The 16895-nt window shown below is 34.3% G+C and carries 16 protein-coding genes and 6 pseudogenes; 7 read left to right on the forward strand and 15 right to left on the reverse strand.

The window, feature by feature from the left end; genetic code table 11:
• Window positions 1-446: helix-turn-helix domain-containing protein (locus HT693_RS02795; protein WP_172924786.1), on the reverse strand; the 446-nt coding region annotated here is incomplete at its 3' end.
• Window positions 447-652: 206 nt separating this feature from the next.
• Here HT693_RS02795 and HT693_RS02800 point away from each other — a divergent pair.
• The 6 genes and pseudogenes from HT693_RS02800 (at window position 653) to HT693_RS02825 (ending at window position 3072) form a co-directional block, all read left to right on the forward strand.
• On the forward strand, window positions 653-847 hold the full coding sequence (locus HT693_RS02800) for a helix-turn-helix transcriptional regulator (protein WP_001082471.1): 195 nt from the start codon (window positions 653-655) through the stop codon (window positions 845-847).
• Window positions 848-862: 15 nt separating this feature from the next.
• Window positions 863-1404: pseudogene (locus HT693_RS02805) on the forward strand (DUF3278 domain-containing protein).
• A gap of 10 nt (window positions 1405-1414) precedes the next feature.
• Entirely contained in the window at window positions 1415-1657 is a 243-nt protein-coding gene (locus tag HT693_RS02810) for a hypothetical protein (RefSeq protein ID WP_000712156.1), read from the forward strand.
• Window positions 1658-1667: 10 nt separating this feature from the next.
• The gene (locus HT693_RS02815) at window positions 1668-1994 is read left to right on the forward strand and encodes a hypothetical protein (protein WP_000839388.1); all 327 of its coding nucleotides are present in this window, start codon (window positions 1668-1670) and stop codon (window positions 1992-1994) included.
• A gap of 26 nt (window positions 1995-2020) precedes the next feature.
• Window positions 2021-2599, forward strand: a pseudogene (locus HT693_RS02820) (DUF3278 domain-containing protein).
• The gene (locus HT693_RS02825; RefSeq protein WP_138705189.1) at window positions 2596-3072 is read left to right on the forward strand and encodes a glutathione peroxidase; all 477 of its coding nucleotides are present in this window, start codon (window positions 2596-2598) and stop codon (window positions 3070-3072) included. The pseudogene HT693_RS02820 and the gene HT693_RS02825 overlap by 4 nt, the downstream one beginning before the upstream one ends.
• A gap of 221 nt (window positions 3073-3293) precedes the next feature.
• Here the strand turns inward: HT693_RS02825 and HT693_RS02830 are convergent, their stop codons facing one another.
• The 5 genes and pseudogenes from HT693_RS02830 to HT693_RS02845 all read right to left on the reverse strand — a co-directional run bounded on the left by HT693_RS02830 (window position 3294) and on the right by HT693_RS02845 (window position 7926).
• Window positions 3294-5507 carry a TIM-barrel domain-containing protein gene (locus tag HT693_RS02830; protein WP_138700076.1) on the reverse strand — a complete coding sequence of 738 codons (2214 nt, stop codon included), beginning with the start codon at window positions 5505-5507 and terminating at the stop codon, window positions 3294-3296.
• Between the two features lie 400 nt (window positions 5508-5907).
• Window positions 5908-6084 carry a hypothetical protein gene (locus tag HT693_RS02835; RefSeq protein ID WP_000050748.1) on the reverse strand — a complete coding sequence of 59 codons (177 nt, stop codon included), beginning with the start codon at window positions 6082-6084 and terminating at the stop codon, window positions 5908-5910.
• A 7-nt stretch (window positions 6085-6091) separates the two neighbouring features.
• Window positions 6092-6270: pseudogene (locus HT693_RS11845) on the reverse strand (helix-turn-helix domain-containing protein); the annotation flags it as partial.
• 45 nt (window positions 6271-6315) lie between these two features.
• The gene (locus tag HT693_RS02840) at window positions 6316-6816 is read right to left on the reverse strand and encodes a DUF4411 family protein (RefSeq protein WP_000281041.1); all 501 of its coding nucleotides are present in this window, start codon (window positions 6814-6816) and stop codon (window positions 6316-6318) included.
• Complete coding sequence (locus HT693_RS02845) at window positions 6817-7926, reverse strand: ImmA/IrrE family metallo-endopeptidase (RefSeq protein ID WP_172924788.1); 1110 nt, start codon at window positions 7924-7926, stop codon at window positions 6817-6819.
• 350 nt (window positions 7927-8276) lie between these two features.
• Here HT693_RS02845 and HT693_RS02850 point away from each other — a divergent pair.
• Window positions 8277-8426: pseudogene (locus HT693_RS02850) on the forward strand (IS110 family transposase); the annotation flags it as partial.
• A gap of 379 nt (window positions 8427-8805) precedes the next feature.
• On the opposite strand, the gene celB reads toward HT693_RS02850, so the two are convergent.
• The 9 genes and pseudogenes from celB to HT693_RS02895 form a co-directional block, all read right to left on the reverse strand.
• Window positions 8806-10152 carry a PTS cellobiose transporter subunit IIC gene (celB, locus tag HT693_RS02855; protein ID WP_000372711.1) on the reverse strand — a complete coding sequence of 449 codons (1347 nt, stop codon included), beginning with the start codon at window positions 10150-10152 and terminating at the stop codon, window positions 8806-8808.
• Window positions 10153-10231: 79 nt separating this feature from the next.
• On the reverse strand, window positions 10232-10738 hold the full coding sequence (locus HT693_RS02860) for a hypothetical protein (RefSeq protein ID WP_000375180.1): 507 nt from the start codon (window positions 10736-10738) through the stop codon (window positions 10232-10234).
• Between the two features lie 18 nt (window positions 10739-10756).
• Window positions 10757-11071 (reverse strand): PTS cellobiose transporter subunit IIA, encoded by a 315-nt coding sequence (locus HT693_RS02865; RefSeq protein WP_001070943.1) that lies wholly within the window; start codon window positions 11069-11071, stop codon window positions 10757-10759.
• A gap of 9 nt (window positions 11072-11080) precedes the next feature.
• A complete protein-coding gene (locus HT693_RS02870; protein WP_000932062.1) occupies window positions 11081-13054 on the reverse strand; it encodes a PRD domain-containing protein in 1974 nt (657 codons plus the stop codon).
• Window positions 13055-13177: 123 nt separating this feature from the next.
• Complete coding sequence (locus tag HT693_RS02875) at window positions 13178-13492, reverse strand: PTS cellobiose transporter subunit IIB (protein WP_001029639.1); 315 nt, start codon at window positions 13490-13492, stop codon at window positions 13178-13180.
• A 129-nt stretch (window positions 13493-13621) separates the two neighbouring features.
• The gene (locus HT693_RS02880) at window positions 13622-13861 is read right to left on the reverse strand and encodes a SemiSWEET transporter (RefSeq protein WP_000580381.1); all 240 of its coding nucleotides are present in this window, start codon (window positions 13859-13861) and stop codon (window positions 13622-13624) included.
• A 51-nt stretch (window positions 13862-13912) separates the two neighbouring features.
• Window positions 13913-15349, reverse strand: coding sequence for a 6-phospho-beta-glucosidase (locus HT693_RS02885; protein ID WP_000206480.1), 1437 nt, complete (start codon window positions 15347-15349; stop codon window positions 13913-13915).
• Between the two features lie 189 nt (window positions 15350-15538).
• A pseudogene (locus HT693_RS02890) lies at window positions 15539-15877 on the reverse strand (putative quinol monooxygenase).
• 192 nt (window positions 15878-16069) lie between these two features.
• A pseudogene (locus HT693_RS02895) lies at window positions 16070-16823 on the reverse strand (IS630 family transposase); the annotation flags it as partial.
• Window positions 16824-16895 lie beyond the last annotated feature (72 nt).

Genomic DNA, 16895 nt, shown 5'->3' on the forward strand with positions numbered 1-16895 from the left:
ACAAGGTTGCTTTTTGAAAATGATTGAGTATCATAATGCCCATTCTCCAAGCGAAGATTTATAGCTTCAGGCCGCTGTTCGATGGATTGACCAGCAGGTTTAAAGTTGGTGCTAGCCTGTTTCTTATCAAGCGAAAATTTTTGGTTATGATAGTGGAGAATCTTTTCCTTTAGTTCCTTGGTCAAGCTTGATTTCTTGACCGAGCGCTTGCGATTGTTTTCATAAGACTGTTGAGCATAGTCGGCAGAATAAACCTCTTTGAAGCACCCTTTTCCAAGACATTGTCGGACTGTCCCACGCTTGATTTCAGTGTGGATAGTTTGAGGAACTTTTCCAAGCAGAAAGGCAATTTCTCTATTTGATTTCCCTTCCTTTTTCCATCGTTCGATTAAGCGACGGTTATCGATTGTCAAATGTTTGGCTTTTGTAGTATAATGGTTTTGCATTTCTGTGCCTTTCTTGTGTTTGTGATTGAACAACAAGTATAACTCAGAGGTGTTTTCTTATGCCTAGAAGAGCTTTCATTTTAATGTGATAATCGGACAAGGAGACTACTATTTCTTCAAAAATATGTCAAAAATACTTGACACTTTATATTTAAAAGAATATAATATAATCAAATATATACGACATAAATCAGAAAGGAGACCAGATGAATCGTGTGAAAGAATTTCGCAAGGAACTGGGCATTTCCCAGCTAGAACTAGCCAAGGATATCGGTGTCTCGAGACAGACCATCAATATGATTGAAAACGACAAGTACAATCCAACCTTGGAACTCTGTCTCAATCTCGCCCGCAGCCTCCAAACTGACCTCAACAGTCTCTTTTGGGAGGATAATTTTTAAAAAAGGAGCAAACTTATGAAAAAAGAAACCTTCACGGAAAAACTGATCAAACGCATTTATGGCATTTCAGGACCACTTGATGAACACAAACGACGCGAGGCTGATCGTATTGGCAATCAAGTCTTTATCATCCTCTTTTATCTGATGACATTTGGAAATCTCATCCCCTTTGTCCTCGCTTATAAATACCCACAAATTGTCGCTATCGGCTATCCTCTTGTGGTATTCGGCATTTCGATGATTTCTGCTCTCTATGTGCTCTCCCAAACCAAAAAAACAGGGATTACAGCTATTGATCCAGATATGCTGAGCGAGAAAGAAAGCAAGCAACTACACTACCCTGGTATGAAAGCAGGTCTACTCTATGGATTAATGAGTTTTTTTCAACCCCTCTTCTCCATATACTGCTAGGTGAGAGTCAGGACTATCTTCAGTCTCTTCTCACTTTTAAAAATATTTTTTCAAGTATTCTCCAATCTTTCTTCTTCGGAGTGATTATACAAATTATCATCTCCCGTCGCATTGCAAAAGCCAAGAAAAATCAGGATAATGATTAGGAGGAAACTCATGAAAAAAGAACAGAAACAGTTACGTTATCCTGGTCTGAAAGCAGGTTCGATTTATGGAACAGTGATATTTTTTATAATTCCACTCATTGATACCCTAACAAGTGAAAATCCAAATTTTATCAGTTCTCTTCTAAATACAAAACATATTTTTAAAACTATACTGGGAGCTTTCTTTTTCGGGGTGATGATACATATTGTCGACTCACTTCGTATTGCAAGAGCTAAAAAAGACCAGGATTAGGAGGTGCCTTATGAAATCACTAGTAACTTTACTTACCTATCATCTTTTGTTCAGTTCCCTGCTCATCTTCATCATCGTTTCAGGGAACTTGCCAATCAGCGAGATATTCCTCGGGCTAGTCTTTATTCCAGCACTTAACAAAGGGCTAACTTATCTAAAGATTGACTCCCAAAAAACACGCATACTCAACTTAGCACTGTACTTTATGATTCTATCTTTACCACAACTGATGCTCATCTCAAGCGGTTGGAAATATTATTTACTGCTGACTATCGCTAGCCTTTCTTCTATCACTTATCTTTATTATCTCTATCAATTCGTAAAAGAAAGTCAGTAAAACCACTCATCTAGGAGATTACTAACATGAAAAAAGAAGACTTCACCACTCGCCTACTTCGAAATCTCTTTCATATCCAAGGCCCTTTTGATGAATGCCGGCAAGAGATTATCTACAAAGCCTGTGCCCGTTCCATGGTCCAAATCGTTTATTCTTCCTTCTTTCTCTTCTTGTTTTATCTGTTATTTGGACGCTTCATAGAAGCCGTTCGCTATGCCATGCCCTACGTTTACTCTGGACTCATTTTTTTCATTACTTTAAAAACTCAAAGAGTCGTCAAAGAACTCCAGCTGGAAAAAGATGACAAGTCAGAAATTATCTTCAAAACCTACAGCAAAGGCCAAATCAAATTCCGAAGCTGGATTGTGTTTATCGGTATTCAGATTGGCCTCTTTACCCTACTCATCTTTCATAAAGTCTTCGTTTAGCAGATGTCCTTTTCAGATTTTGGGAAGTTGCTCGTGCAATTCGATAAAAGTGTTCCTTTCCTAATGTATGGCCTGATTATCGGTAGCATTTTTGGAACCCTGACCTACGGATTTCTATCACTACAGGAGGAAAAAACTCTTAAAAATACCAATCAGAAGGAGAAAAGCAAGCAATGACTTCACTATACGATTTTTCAGTCTTGAACCAAGACAATCAAGAAACTCCACTAGATGCCTATCGTGGGAAAGTTCTCTTGGTTGTCAACACTGCTACTGGATGTGGTTTAACGCCCCAGTACCAAGGACTTCAAGAACTCTATGAACGCTATCAAGATCAGGGCTTCGAAATATTGGATTTCCCTTGCAATCAGTTTATGGGACAAGCACCCGGCAGCGCAGAGGAAATCAACGCCTTCTGTAGCCTACATTTTCAAACCACCTTCCCACGTTTTGCCAAGATTAAGGTCAACGGTAAGGAAGCAGACCCTCTCTATGTCTGGTTAAAAGACCAGAAATCCGGCCCACTAGGAAAACGAATCGAATGGAATTTCGCTAAGTTTCTCATCGGTCGAGATGGGCAAGTCTTTGAACGCTTTTCTTCAAAAACAGACCCAAAACAAATTGAAGAGGCGATACAAACTCTACTATAATTCACAATCTCACTATGATTAGGTTTCCTTTAACCTGATGAATAGTGAGATTTTTTGATTGGCTTTGACTTAAATAGAAAAACACCCCATGATATGAAACATGAAGTGTTGTAAAGTCTATGTTGTAGCTACTTATTTCACATTTTCAATGTGACCAGTGATAACGAATACCATACAGAATCTTCATATACACTAAACAAATGACTTTCTAATTATTTCAATTAGTTTTGGCTAGTAAATATCATTTCCAACAAACGCCCTCTCAATTCCTTATCCTGATGATGCAAGATATTCATTAACTCATGAGAATTTTTCGCATTGATGAATTGATTTAACAATCTATCTTTTAATTCATATGGAAGAGAAGCTGTCTTTAGTAGTCTAAAAACTTCGTCATTTAGGGATGTCCTTTTATTATCTTTCCATTCAAATCTAGCTGTAGTATTCTTATTTGGCAATTCAATGATAGACACATTCGTTCCTTTAAAATGAATTCTATGTTTTCTATTGCTTGGAACGATACTAGAATCTCCTTGTAATGCTAACTCTACTATTCCCATTTCCCAATCGATTGATAATCTTGTTTTATATCTTTGACCATTTTGATCTTCAATCATTTCAAAGGAATGTTGTTTGCCTGGGAATACATACCAATCTACAATTTCAGGTAACTCCACACCCATATCTATCTCAGAACCAACCAAGGGAATGATTGCACCACTTTTTGCAAACACAGGTATAGTCGAAATGTCTCTATAAACACTTAACTTCACACCACCTGTGTACTTTTTCGCTGAAAAGAAGTCATACCATTCACCTTCAGGGAACCATACATCCACTTTTGCAGATCGGAATGCCAAATCCATCTTTTCTACAATGGGAGCCACCATCAGTTCTGTTCCAAAAAAGTATTGGTTTGGGACATTATAACTCTCATCATTCTCTGGGTAGAAATAATACATTGGGCTAATTAATGGGGCACCTTCCTCGTGTGTCTTTACATTCATGGTATATAGATATGGAATCATCTGATGTCTCAAACGAAGGTATTTCTTCATAATCTTAGATGTTGTTTCTGAAAAAAACCAAGGTTCTTTACTATTGAAGGGACTTCTAGAACTATGTAATCGAGTGATCGGACTAAAAACACCAAACTGTAGCCATCTAGTTTGTAGCTCCTCGTCATAATCCCCCAGCATGTGCCCACCGATATCATGGCTCCACCAACTATAACCGATATTTGATGCTGTCGCTGTAAAATAAGGTTGAAATCTTAAGGAATTCCAACTAATAATAGTGTCCCCTGAAAAACCAACAGGGTAGCGGTGACTACCAGGACCTGCATACCTTGATAAAATTAAGCCACCTTCTGCATTTTTACAACTATCCTGATAGTGATAATGGTTTAAAAGCCACAGTGGATCCAAGATACCTTGAGTCCCTTGTTGCCAGTCAATCCACCAAAAATCTACTCCCTGCTTTTCTAGCTCATAATGAACATCTTTAAAGTAGGCTTCTCTAAAAGATGGATTAAAAAAATCAAAAATAGCAGGTTCTTCTAGTTCTACATTTAACCCCAATCGTTTTGCGACTCGAGGATAAGCTTCTTCATAAGCCCGTATACCATCAGCAGGATGGACATTTAAGGAGAGTTTTAACTTTCTATCATGAAGTTGTTGCAATAACTGTTCTGGATTTGGTATTAAGTTTCTATTCCAACTATATCCTGTCCAGCCACTTCCAAAACGAGCTGGAATGTCAGTGATATGCCAATCCATATCTAACACACCGATAGATAATGGAATGTTCTCTGTTTCAAATCTGTCTATTAAATCCAAGTATTCATCCGACGTATAAGGCCAATATCTACTCCACCAATTGCCTAAAGCATATCTTGGCAACAAAGGTGTTGAACCAGTCAAATGGTAAAAGTCTCTGATTGCTCCTCTATAATCATGCCCATAGGCAAAGAAATACAGGTCAATTTGATTTTCTCTCTCAATATAACCAGACTGTTCATCCCAAATAAATCCTTGAGAATCATCCAATAAGGCTATACCATTTCGGCTAATAATTCCATCTTCTAACGAGATTGCTCCATCTGCCTCATCCAGAGTCCGAGCTGTTCCTTTTAACGTTTCAATAGATTCACCAAAATACCAGCGACTACCATATACGGCAAAATTTCCTTTTAATTCTATAAATAAATTTTCGGCGTTAAATTCTCCTTTATTAAAGTGCAGATGAAAATAGTCCGTCATAATATCTAGTACGTTTGATGTCTCGATATAATCTAACGAAACTTGGCCAAAATCTCTATTATAGATAAGTTGTGTCGTTCTATCCTCAAAACTTCCAGTTTGAGAGTATTCTAGCCTTACTAGCTTGTCTGTTAATACAGAGATTCGATAAAACTCTCCCTTAAAAATTTTCACTTTGTTTTCCTCCTTTTATGATAGCATAAAAACAGAACGCACCATTTTTGATGCGTTTTTCATTATTCTGAATGCAATGTTCTATCTGTTATATCTATGACAAATAATAGTCAATTGAAAAAATGTAGTGGACAAAATATCTTTTAACAAACCAAGAGTTTATTAAAGAGTTATCACTTTTCAACTTTTCTAAGCTTATGCAGTTGTGAAACAAACTACTTTTAAACTATTAACTAAGATAGGATTGATAAATAATTTCAAACTCTTACTAGCAATCATACGATATTCAAGCTCACATGCTTTTTTCCTTCCTGCTTATTTCTTAGAACTGAAGAACCCGGATCGGTATATAAATTATCCGGATCAACATAGTCATAAGATTCATAACAGTTGCGCTTCATTAAGTCATCCCCAGAGCAAGAGCTTCATCTCGTAATTTTTCAACATCACTAACCGTAGGTCGCCATCCTTCAATCATATTTGTACTTAAAGCATACCAAACACTCTTAAAAACGGATCTGTTTTCAAAAGCTATTCCCATGATTGTCATCTTTTCTTTATCTATATCTAAGGACATATGCTACCTCCTTATATTTCTTCAAATTCCTCCAAACAGTTGTTTTATTGCAATCTAGCAGATCCATGATTTCCTTATAACTCTTTTGAACAAAAATATAATCTGTAGACGTTTGTGATATTTGGCCTACGACGAATCTCTTAGGAGTTTTTCAATTTTCTGTATTTCTTCGTTTGTAAGATTAATAACTACTAATGTAAGATGTTTTTTGATTTTAGTCTAGTATTAACATCAGATAGATAGGCTAATTTCTTTGAAAAATTGGTTCATTGAAATACATTGAACATTAAGTTTTTCACATACATCTGGAACTTTAGCATTCCTGCTAGGGTTCACATCATTAAGATTGACATTTTTAATTTCATCAGTTACGATTGTATAATTCTCTTTTTTAGCAATAGCAATCAACCATGGATCAGCAATTCTTTCATTTGCCCAGCCTTTTTCCGATAAAAGAGCAGTATCTTTATATAAAGGACTATCTTGAATGTATTGAATTACTTCACTCCACTCTCTAGCATAAGATTTATGATCTATTAAATCTTTTTTGTAGTTTTCCTCTAACCACTCCCTAAACCATGGATTTTGATAATTCTCTGAAACCACTATTCTAGGAACTACCACATTTGAATTTAAAATACTGCCCAACTTAAGCCAGAAAGTTGGGAAAAATTCTTTACGATAATATCTATCATAAAAATTTATGTATATGTTTGAATCTAATAAATACATCTATCCCTCCCCCTTACTCAATATCTTATATCCTTTATAACCTACTCCAACAATATTAAAAGCATCTGTATATGTAATCTTATTTTGTTGAACAGCATTATTCACATATTTAAAAAAGTTGTTGTCAATTCTGAATCTAAGATTATTACTATAATTGCCACCACTAGAAGGTTTTCTATGTTTTTGTATTTGATTAAATTCTTCCTCTAGTTCAAAATTTATAGATTGATAAGTATCTTTGGAAATAATGGAAAAATCATATAAACGCCTTAAAATGACAAACTTACTAACCTCAGTTTTCTTTACAATAATTTCTAAATTATCTTTTATCGTTTTCTCTCCATCAAACATATCTATAATTAAAGATTTTGGAGCTAAAATTTCGGCTGTTATCGAGTTTATTACCGCCTCTTTTTTATTTTGCTTACCCACCTCTTCAGGTTCTAATAAGTCACTATCACCAAACAATACATGAATAAATTCATGTATTAGCGTGAATAATTGACCTGATTTAGAATCTAACTGATTGATAAAAATAATAGGCGCCTTTTTATCAGACAGAACAAATCCTCTAAATTCTTTAACATTTAACGGGCGATGCGTGTTATCCTTATACTTACCATTTAAAAAAATATATATTCCTAATTTACCTAGCACTTTTCTGTAATATCTAAAACGATTTTGAGTAATCTCAGGTCCCAGAAGAGTTCGTGCTTTCTCTATTACTTCTTCAAGTTTACTATTAAAATCAAACATACCTACAAAATAACATTCATCCTCAACTGCATCTCTCAAAAACTCTTGTTTTTCTTGCATTTCAAGAATTGTAGCTTTTAATTCCGAACTCATTTCAGATATACGTTGTGAATTTAAAGTTCTAAAATCAACATCTAAACTAATAGGTATAATTTTTTCTTTGAGTACTAACAATCCAGTAGGAACATTAATAAGTTTCGAAAGTACTGATAATTGATTGAATGTTGGTTCTAAATCTCCAGATAAAAACTTATCTATATTAGGCAATTTTTTACGTATTAATTCAATAGGAGTATTAGAATTATGAATATATGATAATAAAACTTTAGTATTTATTTTTATACGTTGCGTCATAATACACCTCCTCGTAATATATAATCATGGGTATATTTCAATCCCAAGTTTTATTTGTTATCACTTGACTATTGCAAGGTTTTCTAGAACAATAGAGTCATGGAATGGACTCATGGTTTTTCTCCTTGTTGCTTGGACTTCATTAAAAAGTCTGTTACCCAAGCCTTGTTCAAACTTCCAACACACTAGCTGTTTCCACAGCTTGACTTCTGCATCTAGTAGGATGCAGGCGGCTCTGTCAGGCTGTGATAAGGATTCTCTTATGCGAGGATGTTGGAACAAGATGTTTCTGGGAAACCTTACAATAGTCAAGAAAACTTCCAAATCTAATAGAAAGGAGACCTTCCTTAATGAAATGTTTTGTCTGTTTAGACGTGAGCTCTACAAAATTAGATGTGTGTATCATGTTGAGTGATACTAGCACCCCTGTCACAGCTTCCCTCTCTAATGACCTTTCTGGGGCAACAGAGATTAAGAATCATATTCTTGATTTGAATCATGCCTTTAGATACATTATACCATGTTTCTATGTAGCTTTTAAAAATTTTATTTTGTTTGTCATATCTAAGTTTTCAGCACGCTTATCCTATTTTATAAGCCTCAAACCCAAATATAAAACGCATTCTTTTTGCTTTTTTACTATTGTATCGTATTCTACGATAACATACTTTACTGTATTGTATTGTTTTTTTAAAGTAACAGCAGTTCCCTGTTTATCAATTATTCAAACTACTTTCTATTTTGCTTCATACCCTACATAGCAAAAAAATAAAATGAAAAAGCAGAGAAGAATATCTTAAAAAGATCTCTTCACTGCTAATGTTAACACTCATTATTTAAACTATATGGATTTTATCATCGAATATGCTTTTTTACTTATTAAATACTTTGCTCCTCTTTCACCAATTTTTGATCATATACACGGATGAATGGAAGATAGACTAGGAATGCTGCAAATGCACATACTAGAGCAACTAATACAGCTCGAAGATCTGCTGTCCCTAAGAAAGCTCCAATCCCTACTGGAGTTGGCCATGGAACCTGTGCGATAATTGGCTTAATAAAGTTTAGAGAATTCGCTACGTAATAAATAGTAGCAGTAACCATTGGTGCTAAAATAAATGGTATAGCCAAGGCTGGATTATAGATAATAGGTAATCCAAAAATTAATGGTTCATTAATATTAAATAAGGCCGGAACTACAGATGCTCGTCCTATTGCTTTAAGCTGTTCAGATTTAGAGGCAAAAGCAATATATAAACATAGGCCTAATGTTGCACCAGAACCACCTGCAATTACAAACATATTAGAAAATTCACCTGCAACAGCGAAGTGCCCGCCAGCAGCATTTTCAGCCATGTTAGCAAGAGCAATTGGACTAACAAATGCAAAAACAATGTTCGCACCGTGGATACCTACAATCCAAAGTAGTTGAGTCAACAGATAAATAATCATTAAACCAATCCATGAATTAGTCAGATTGGATACAAAACCAAATGGAATTGCAATGACTTTAAAAATATCTGTTCCCATTGCTACAAGAAGACCGTTGATAAAGATAACAACGAATGCAACAACAAATCCTGGAATCAAAGCGGTAAATCCACGAGAAACTCCTTCTGGAACAGCTTCAGGCATTTTAATAACCCAATTATTTTTAACACACATACGATAAATAAGAACAGTCACAATTGCCATAATGATTGCGGTAAAAATCCCTGTTGTCCCAAAACGTGCGACTCCATTTCCCATTGCCCATCCATCTGCAATTACTGCGCCTTCTTTTAGACTTGTCACAGCCTTCATCATTCCACCATCAAAAATGATTTGCGGTACTGTCATGACAAAAGCCATCAAGGCAAGCAAGGCACCATTAAGAGGATTCATATTGAGTTCTTCTTCCTCTGCATAAATTTTTGTCAATTCATATGCAAGTGATAGAACGAAATAAAGAGATAGAGAACCCATAGTCGCATAGTTTGCAACCATGTAAAGTGATGTGAATTTATCAAATGAAGCAGAGAAAATATCTGCCACAATTGGCCAAAATGAGAAAGCTTGTGGCAAAATACTGAATACCAAAAACATTGATCCTACAATAGTAAATGGTACAGCTGCCATACCAGCAGCCGTGATAGCACGTACTACTTTAAACTGGGCAAGTTTGCCCATTGGTTCCATAACATGGTTTTCAAGGAAACCAAACAACCCGTTTTGTTGATCCATAAATAGACCTCCTTAATAAAACATAATAATTTTTACTTTTTGAAGACTAGTTTCAAATACAAATGATACTAGATCAGGATTATAAACGAAGTGAGTTCTTTTCCAATTGGACAAATTGTTGATAAGCCTTATCTGTTCGTTTATAAATTTTTTTAATTCTTCTAATGTCTAACAAACTCAGAACTAAACCTAATAGAAGAACTACAAAAACAAATAAACGTGCTACTTGGTTATTTTCAAAAATCGGAAAAAGATTCGTAAACCAACTTGTCCAAGTTAAAACAAGTAATCCTATTGAAATAAGCATTTGTATTCTAACAAACATTAGTGTTATTCCCAGCTTTTCTTTCCTATTTCCATAGAGTTTAAATTGTTCAATAGTTGCTAAAATAGAAAATACTATGAGCATAATGGGGAAAATAATAATAGGCGAGGGACTAATAAACTGATTCAAAAGCCAATAAATATTCCCAAAAAAGAAGAGTGCTATTGAATAACGTAGAAGAAGATATCGATTAAAAAAAGTATTAGTTAGAGCCATCTCTCGACGTTGTTGTTCAATTTTTTGTCGTTCTTTTCTATCCATATCATTCCCTCCTTATATTTAGTTAACTTTCTTATAAAGAGCTAACATTTCCTTTGCTACTTCTAATAATGTCATAGTGGTCATTAAATGATCTTGAGCATGTACCATGATAATTTCAATTTTAATTTCCACTCCACTTGCGTATTCTTGCAAGAGTTTGGTTTGTGCATGATGCGCTTCAAGAATTATCTCATTTGATTGATTTAATTTACTTTCTGCATCATCAAAACTACCTTCTCTCATTTTTGCAAATGCTTCATGTATTTCTGACCTTGCATTTCCCGAATGCAGGATAATTTCAAATGCTGCAACCTGCAGTTCCTCTTGATTCATATGAACCTCCTATTTTATCTTCTCAAATATGTTAATAAAATCTTCAAAGTTATTGCAAGATATTAGCTGATTTTGCAATTCATCATTCTCTGTCAGAGAGACTATCTTTTTAGTCACAGTTGCCAAACCTTCGTTCCCATATATTGATGGAGATAGAAGAAATACTAGCTGGACATGTGAACTTTGATTATCCCAGAGTAGCGAATCTTTACAAATTGCAACCGAAACCTTTCCCTCTGTACCAAAGGGCTGAATAGGATGCGGAACTGCAATTTTTTCAGAAAAAACAACTGAACTTAATTCTTCGCGCTGTTTAATTCCATAAAGTAAAGATTGTTCAAACTCATTTGATTCACCAACAGATAAACCCTCAACCATCTTTTCAAGTAAATTTACCTTGTCTGATTCAGTACATATTAAAAAATTTTCTTTACTAAAATACTGTCTAAAGCCGTTGTTTTCAAATTTGTTAATCTTTGATGATTGTACATAACTAGAAACTTGCATCTGATCCATAGCTTTTCTAATCATTTCCATCTCATCACTTTTAAGAAACACACTAACTTTAAAAACTGGGATTTGAAAATATAGATTTGATAAATCAACAGCTGACACTATAAAATCTATTCCTTTAAGTTTTTCTTGATTCAATTCATAGTAGCCTATTACATCAACAACTTCTACTCGCTTCCCAAACTCCGTTTCCAAACGATTTCTTAACATTTGGGCTGCACCAAATCCTGTTGCACAAATAGCAAGAATATTAAACTTAGTACTCTCTTTGCTACGTTCCATAGCAGCTAAAAAGTGAAGACTTACATATGCTACTTCATCATCTGATATTGTCCACTCCAAGAACTTGTCCATATTTGCAAGAATTTCTCTAGTCATAAAGAATATATCACTATAATTCTGTTTAATTTCATCTACCAAAGGGTTATTTAAGGTAATCCGGCTTTCTAAACGTACTTGTAGTGTCATTAGATGAGTTATCAATCCTTCAATTAGTTGGAAATCTGAAGAAAAGTTATACATATCATCTAATCCTAAATCCTGAAATGTTTTAAATAAAGATTTTTTTAAAACTTCTTCAGAAATATTCTTCTGATTTTTTTGACATTGTTGACTCTTAGCTAACAAATGCAAAGTAATGTAGTCTATTTCCTGAACTGGAAATTCCTGATTTGTTACTTCACTTACTTTAGAAAGAATTCTTTGAGCAACCTTTCTCTCTATTGCATCATCAGTCATCTGACAGTCTATATTTTTTATTTCAAATCCGGATTTTAAACGAATCATAGACAATGCTATGTGAACTACTAAGTTCTGTAGTACAAAATCAGATAGTTTTAGGTTGGCTTCTTGGCATTCATCCAAAACAATTCTAGCAAATTCTTCTAATGGTACAGTTTGATCAAAAAAGTTAAATTTCACATAACAATGTAATGTTTTAAAAAATTGATTCTCTAGGAAATAATGCATGATAAAACGTCGTTTATCACGTTCCTCGCCTGAGACATAAACTCCTTTATTCGCCCTACTCTCAATAGACAAATTATACTCTGATAACATCACTCGTATCTTTTTGAAATCATGAGATAATGTTGAACGACTAACGTAAAGTTCATCAGCTAAATCATCAAAAAGAACTGGAACTTGCTCAAATAATAATTTATTTAAGATAAATACTAAACGATCATCACCTTTTGAAACCGCAGTTTTCGTATAGTCTTCTTCCAGTTCATAAGTTTGTCTAAACTCCTGGTAAGCGCCTTGATTTTCAAAAAATATTTGATACCCTTGACCTTGTTTTGAAATCAACTGGACGCCTTGAATTATCATGGTCTTCTCAATTAGTTTCAGTGCATTACGAACAGTTCTATCTGAACAGGATAAATATTCTGCCAGTTCTTTGCTTGTAACAAAACGCTCCTTATTTTTTATTAAAAATTGAAGGATATCTTTCTCCTTAATGTTTAACACATTTATTCCCTCCTAAAACGTAGGTTTTCATATATTAAAGCATATTATACACTTAAATCAGTTTATATCAAACTCAAAACAATTTAGCTTAACTTAAATATTTAATGGCATTTTATATGTTTATTAAATATTCTCAAGAATCAAATTGGCCATTTTTTCAATACCCATTGGAATAGGAATATATGCTTGAGGAGGTATTTGTACAACTGGTTTTCCTGCTTTAGAACCAGCCTCTTCAAATTGCTTAAAGTACATTTTTGTTTGAGGGCTGACGAGATATAAATCAAAATCTGCTGCTGCGATAGCTTTCCCTCCTTCAGTAGCACTAACAGCATCAACTACAATATCTTTCCCTTTTCCTTTTAGAAACTCTGTTGTTTTCTGTGCCATAAGTGATGAAGACATTCCTGCTGCACAAATAATTAAAGCTTTTGCCATAATATTTTCTCCTTTTCTTAAATCCAATCAAAGCTGTGCTAAGTTGGCTTATTTGTTATCTAATCTCATTATAAGATAAAGCGTTTCCAATGACAATTCCCTCATTTTCCTAAATGATATGGAAAAAAATTATTTATACTTCAATTTATAAAATAAAATTATTCCTGAAAATAGAAATGAAACACTATTTGCTAAAATCAAAGGTAAATCACCTATACGAATACCATGAGCAAGCCACAATGCAATACCAATAACTTGCATAACATACATGCCTAGAGCAATAGATTCCGTATCCTTTGTCTTAACTACACGAAAAACTTGTGGTAAAAATGCAAATGTTGTTAAAATTGCTGCAATACTTCCAATCATATGTCACCCCAATATGCTAAACAAACTGAGAATAACCTCAGTTTGTTTACACTATTCTACTGATTCGCCGTTAGATGAAATAACTTCCTTATACCAGCCAAAAGATTTTTTCGGGGAACGATTATAACTTCCCTGACCATTATCATCTTTATCTACATAAATAAATCCATAACGTTTCCTCATTTCACCGGTACCAGCCGAAACCAAATCAATACATCCCCATGGAGTATATCCCATTAAATCAACACCATCTTCAACTACAGCTTTTTTCATTTCACGAATATGGGCACCTAGATATTCAATTCTATAATCATCATGTACCATACCATCTGCTGCAACTTGATCTATAGCTCCAAAACCATTTTCAACAATAAAGAGTGGTAAGTGATAGTGGTCTGTAAACCAATTTAACGCATAACGCAAACCTTCTGGATCAATTTGCCACTCCCATTCAGAAGCCTTAACATAATTATTTTTTACTAAATCCTCTGTTTCAAGATAATCAAAATAAGGATTATTTTCACGATGAGAGTCGATAGCAAAGGACATATAGTAACTGAAGCCAATGTAATCTACAGTCCCACCAAGTAAATCTTCTTTATCCTGGGCAGTAAAATCAACTGAAATACCTTTTCGTTCCCAATACTTGAAAATATGTTCAGGATATTTACCTAAAACATGCACATCAGCAAAATAATAACGCTTCTGCATAGCTTTCATTGCCATTAAGATATCCTTAGGATTGCAAGTAGCTGGATAAATTGGACACATCGCAATCATACAACCTATTTGAAAATCTGGATTAATTTCATGACCAATTTTTACAGCTCGTGCAGAAGCAACTAATTCGTAATGTGCTGCTTGATACATAATTGCTTCTCTATTATCACCTTCCTCATATACAATACCTGAGTTAGTAAATGGTGCAAAATCTTCCTGATAATTCGCTTGATTATTGATTTCATTGAAAGTCATCCAATATTTAACCTTATCTTTGTAACGTTTAAATACGACTTCTGCAAAACGAGCAAAGAAATCAATCAATTTCCTATTTTTCCAACCACCATATTCGGTCACTAAGTGATAAGGCATTTCAAAATGAGATAGAGTGATGACAGGTTCAATACCATTCTTTAAGCATTCATCAAAAAGATTATCATAAAACTGTAATCCTTCTTCATTCGGCTCTAACTCATCACCTTTTGGAAAGATACGTGTCCATGCAATAGAAGTACGGAAGCACTTGAATCCCATTTCAGCAAAAAGTGCTATGTCTTCTTTATAACGATGATAAAAATCTATCGCCTCATGATTTGGATAATATTTACCCTCTAAAACTCCCGAAGTAATTTCACGAGCTACTCCATGGCGACCAGCAGTCATAACATCAGCAACACTAATTCCCTTGCCACCTTCTTGCCATCCGCCTTCAAGTTGATGAGCAGCAACAGCACCACCCCATAAAAATCCATCTTTAAAAGTAGTCATCTTTTTTCCTCCTGACTTTGATACTCTTATTATAAACCTCAAACCAAAAGATTAAAACGCATTCTTTTTCCTTATTGTTAAGGAAAGAAGTAATTTCAAATGGAAATAGAACAATATCTTCTTGTATTCTCGTAATGATATCTTTACGATTTGCAATACTTTCAAACTACAAAAACTCTCACAATAATTCTAATCCCCCATGTCTATAAACGACTTATCGCTTTCTGGTATCCCAGAATCATCTTCTATATAACGTTCAACTTGCATCTGCAAGTGATATTTTTTTCTTAAATCTAAGATTTTCTGCATTGTCTTTGATTGATGATGTTTATCTAAAGCTTCTTGATTTGTCCACTGATCAATAAGGAGAATAGTTCACTCTTTTTCAATTGGTAAAAAATATTCGTATTTCAAGTTACCTTTTTGATTTCTAATTTCTTCAACAAGGCCACTATCAAGCATTTCTCTTGCAAACTTTATTTCACTATCTCCATCACCCTTATAATATACATGAATAATCAATGTCATCTCATATCCTCCAAAATCATCCTTCAATTTTTAAAAAACAAGTTTAGATGAGGATCTAAACTTGTTTTTTTATGAACTAATTATCTAACGTTTCGCCATTACTTTCAATCACTTCTTTATACCAATAAAATGATTTTTTCTTATAGCGATTTATAGTCAATTGAAACAAGAGCAGGACAAAAGAGCCCATGTTTTCTCAATAGGATTGTACTCAGGTGAGTAGGGAGGAAGAGGTAAAAGTTTATGCCCAAACTCTTCGCATAAAAGTTCTAGCTTCCCCATTCTATGGAATCTTGCATTATCCATAATAATAACCGATGGTGTGGTTAATGTTGGTAAGAGAAATTTCTGAAACCAAGCTTCAAAAAAGGCACTCGTCATCGTCTCTTCGTAAGTCATTGGAGCGATTAATTCACCATTTGTTAGACCTGCAACCAAAGAAATCCTCTGATATCTTCTTCCAGATACTTTACCTCTTATTAACTGACCTTTTAATGAGCGACCATATTCTCGATAAAAATAAGTATCGAATCCTGTTTCATCAATCTAAACAGGTGCTAGGTGCTTTAAACTATTAAAATTTTTAAGAAATAAGGCTACTTTTTCTGGGTCTTGTTCATAGTAGGTGTGGTTCTTTTTTTCGAGTGTAGCCCATAGCTTTGAGCGCATAGTGGATGGTAGTTGGATGACAGCCAAATTCAGAAGCTATTTCAGTCAAATAAGCGTCTGGATTGTCAGTAAGATAGTTTTTAAGTCTATCTCTATCAACCTTTCTTGGTTTTGTTCCTTTTACTTGGTGGTTTAGCTCTCCTGTTTTCTCTTTTAGCTTTAACCAGCCATAAATGGTATTACGTGAGATTTGGAAAACGTGTGATGCTTCTGTTATACTACCTGTTCGCTCACAATAAGAGAGAACTTTTTTACGAAAATCTATTGAATATGCCATAAAAGATTATACCACATTGTGTACTATTTTTGGTTCATTTTACTATATTTCTAAATACTTAGAAACAATCAA

Source organism: Streptococcus sp. 2154, from assembly GCF_013277255.1.
Taxonomy (GTDB): Bacteria; Bacillota; Bacilli; order Lactobacillales; family Streptococcaceae; genus Streptococcus; species Streptococcus pseudopneumoniae.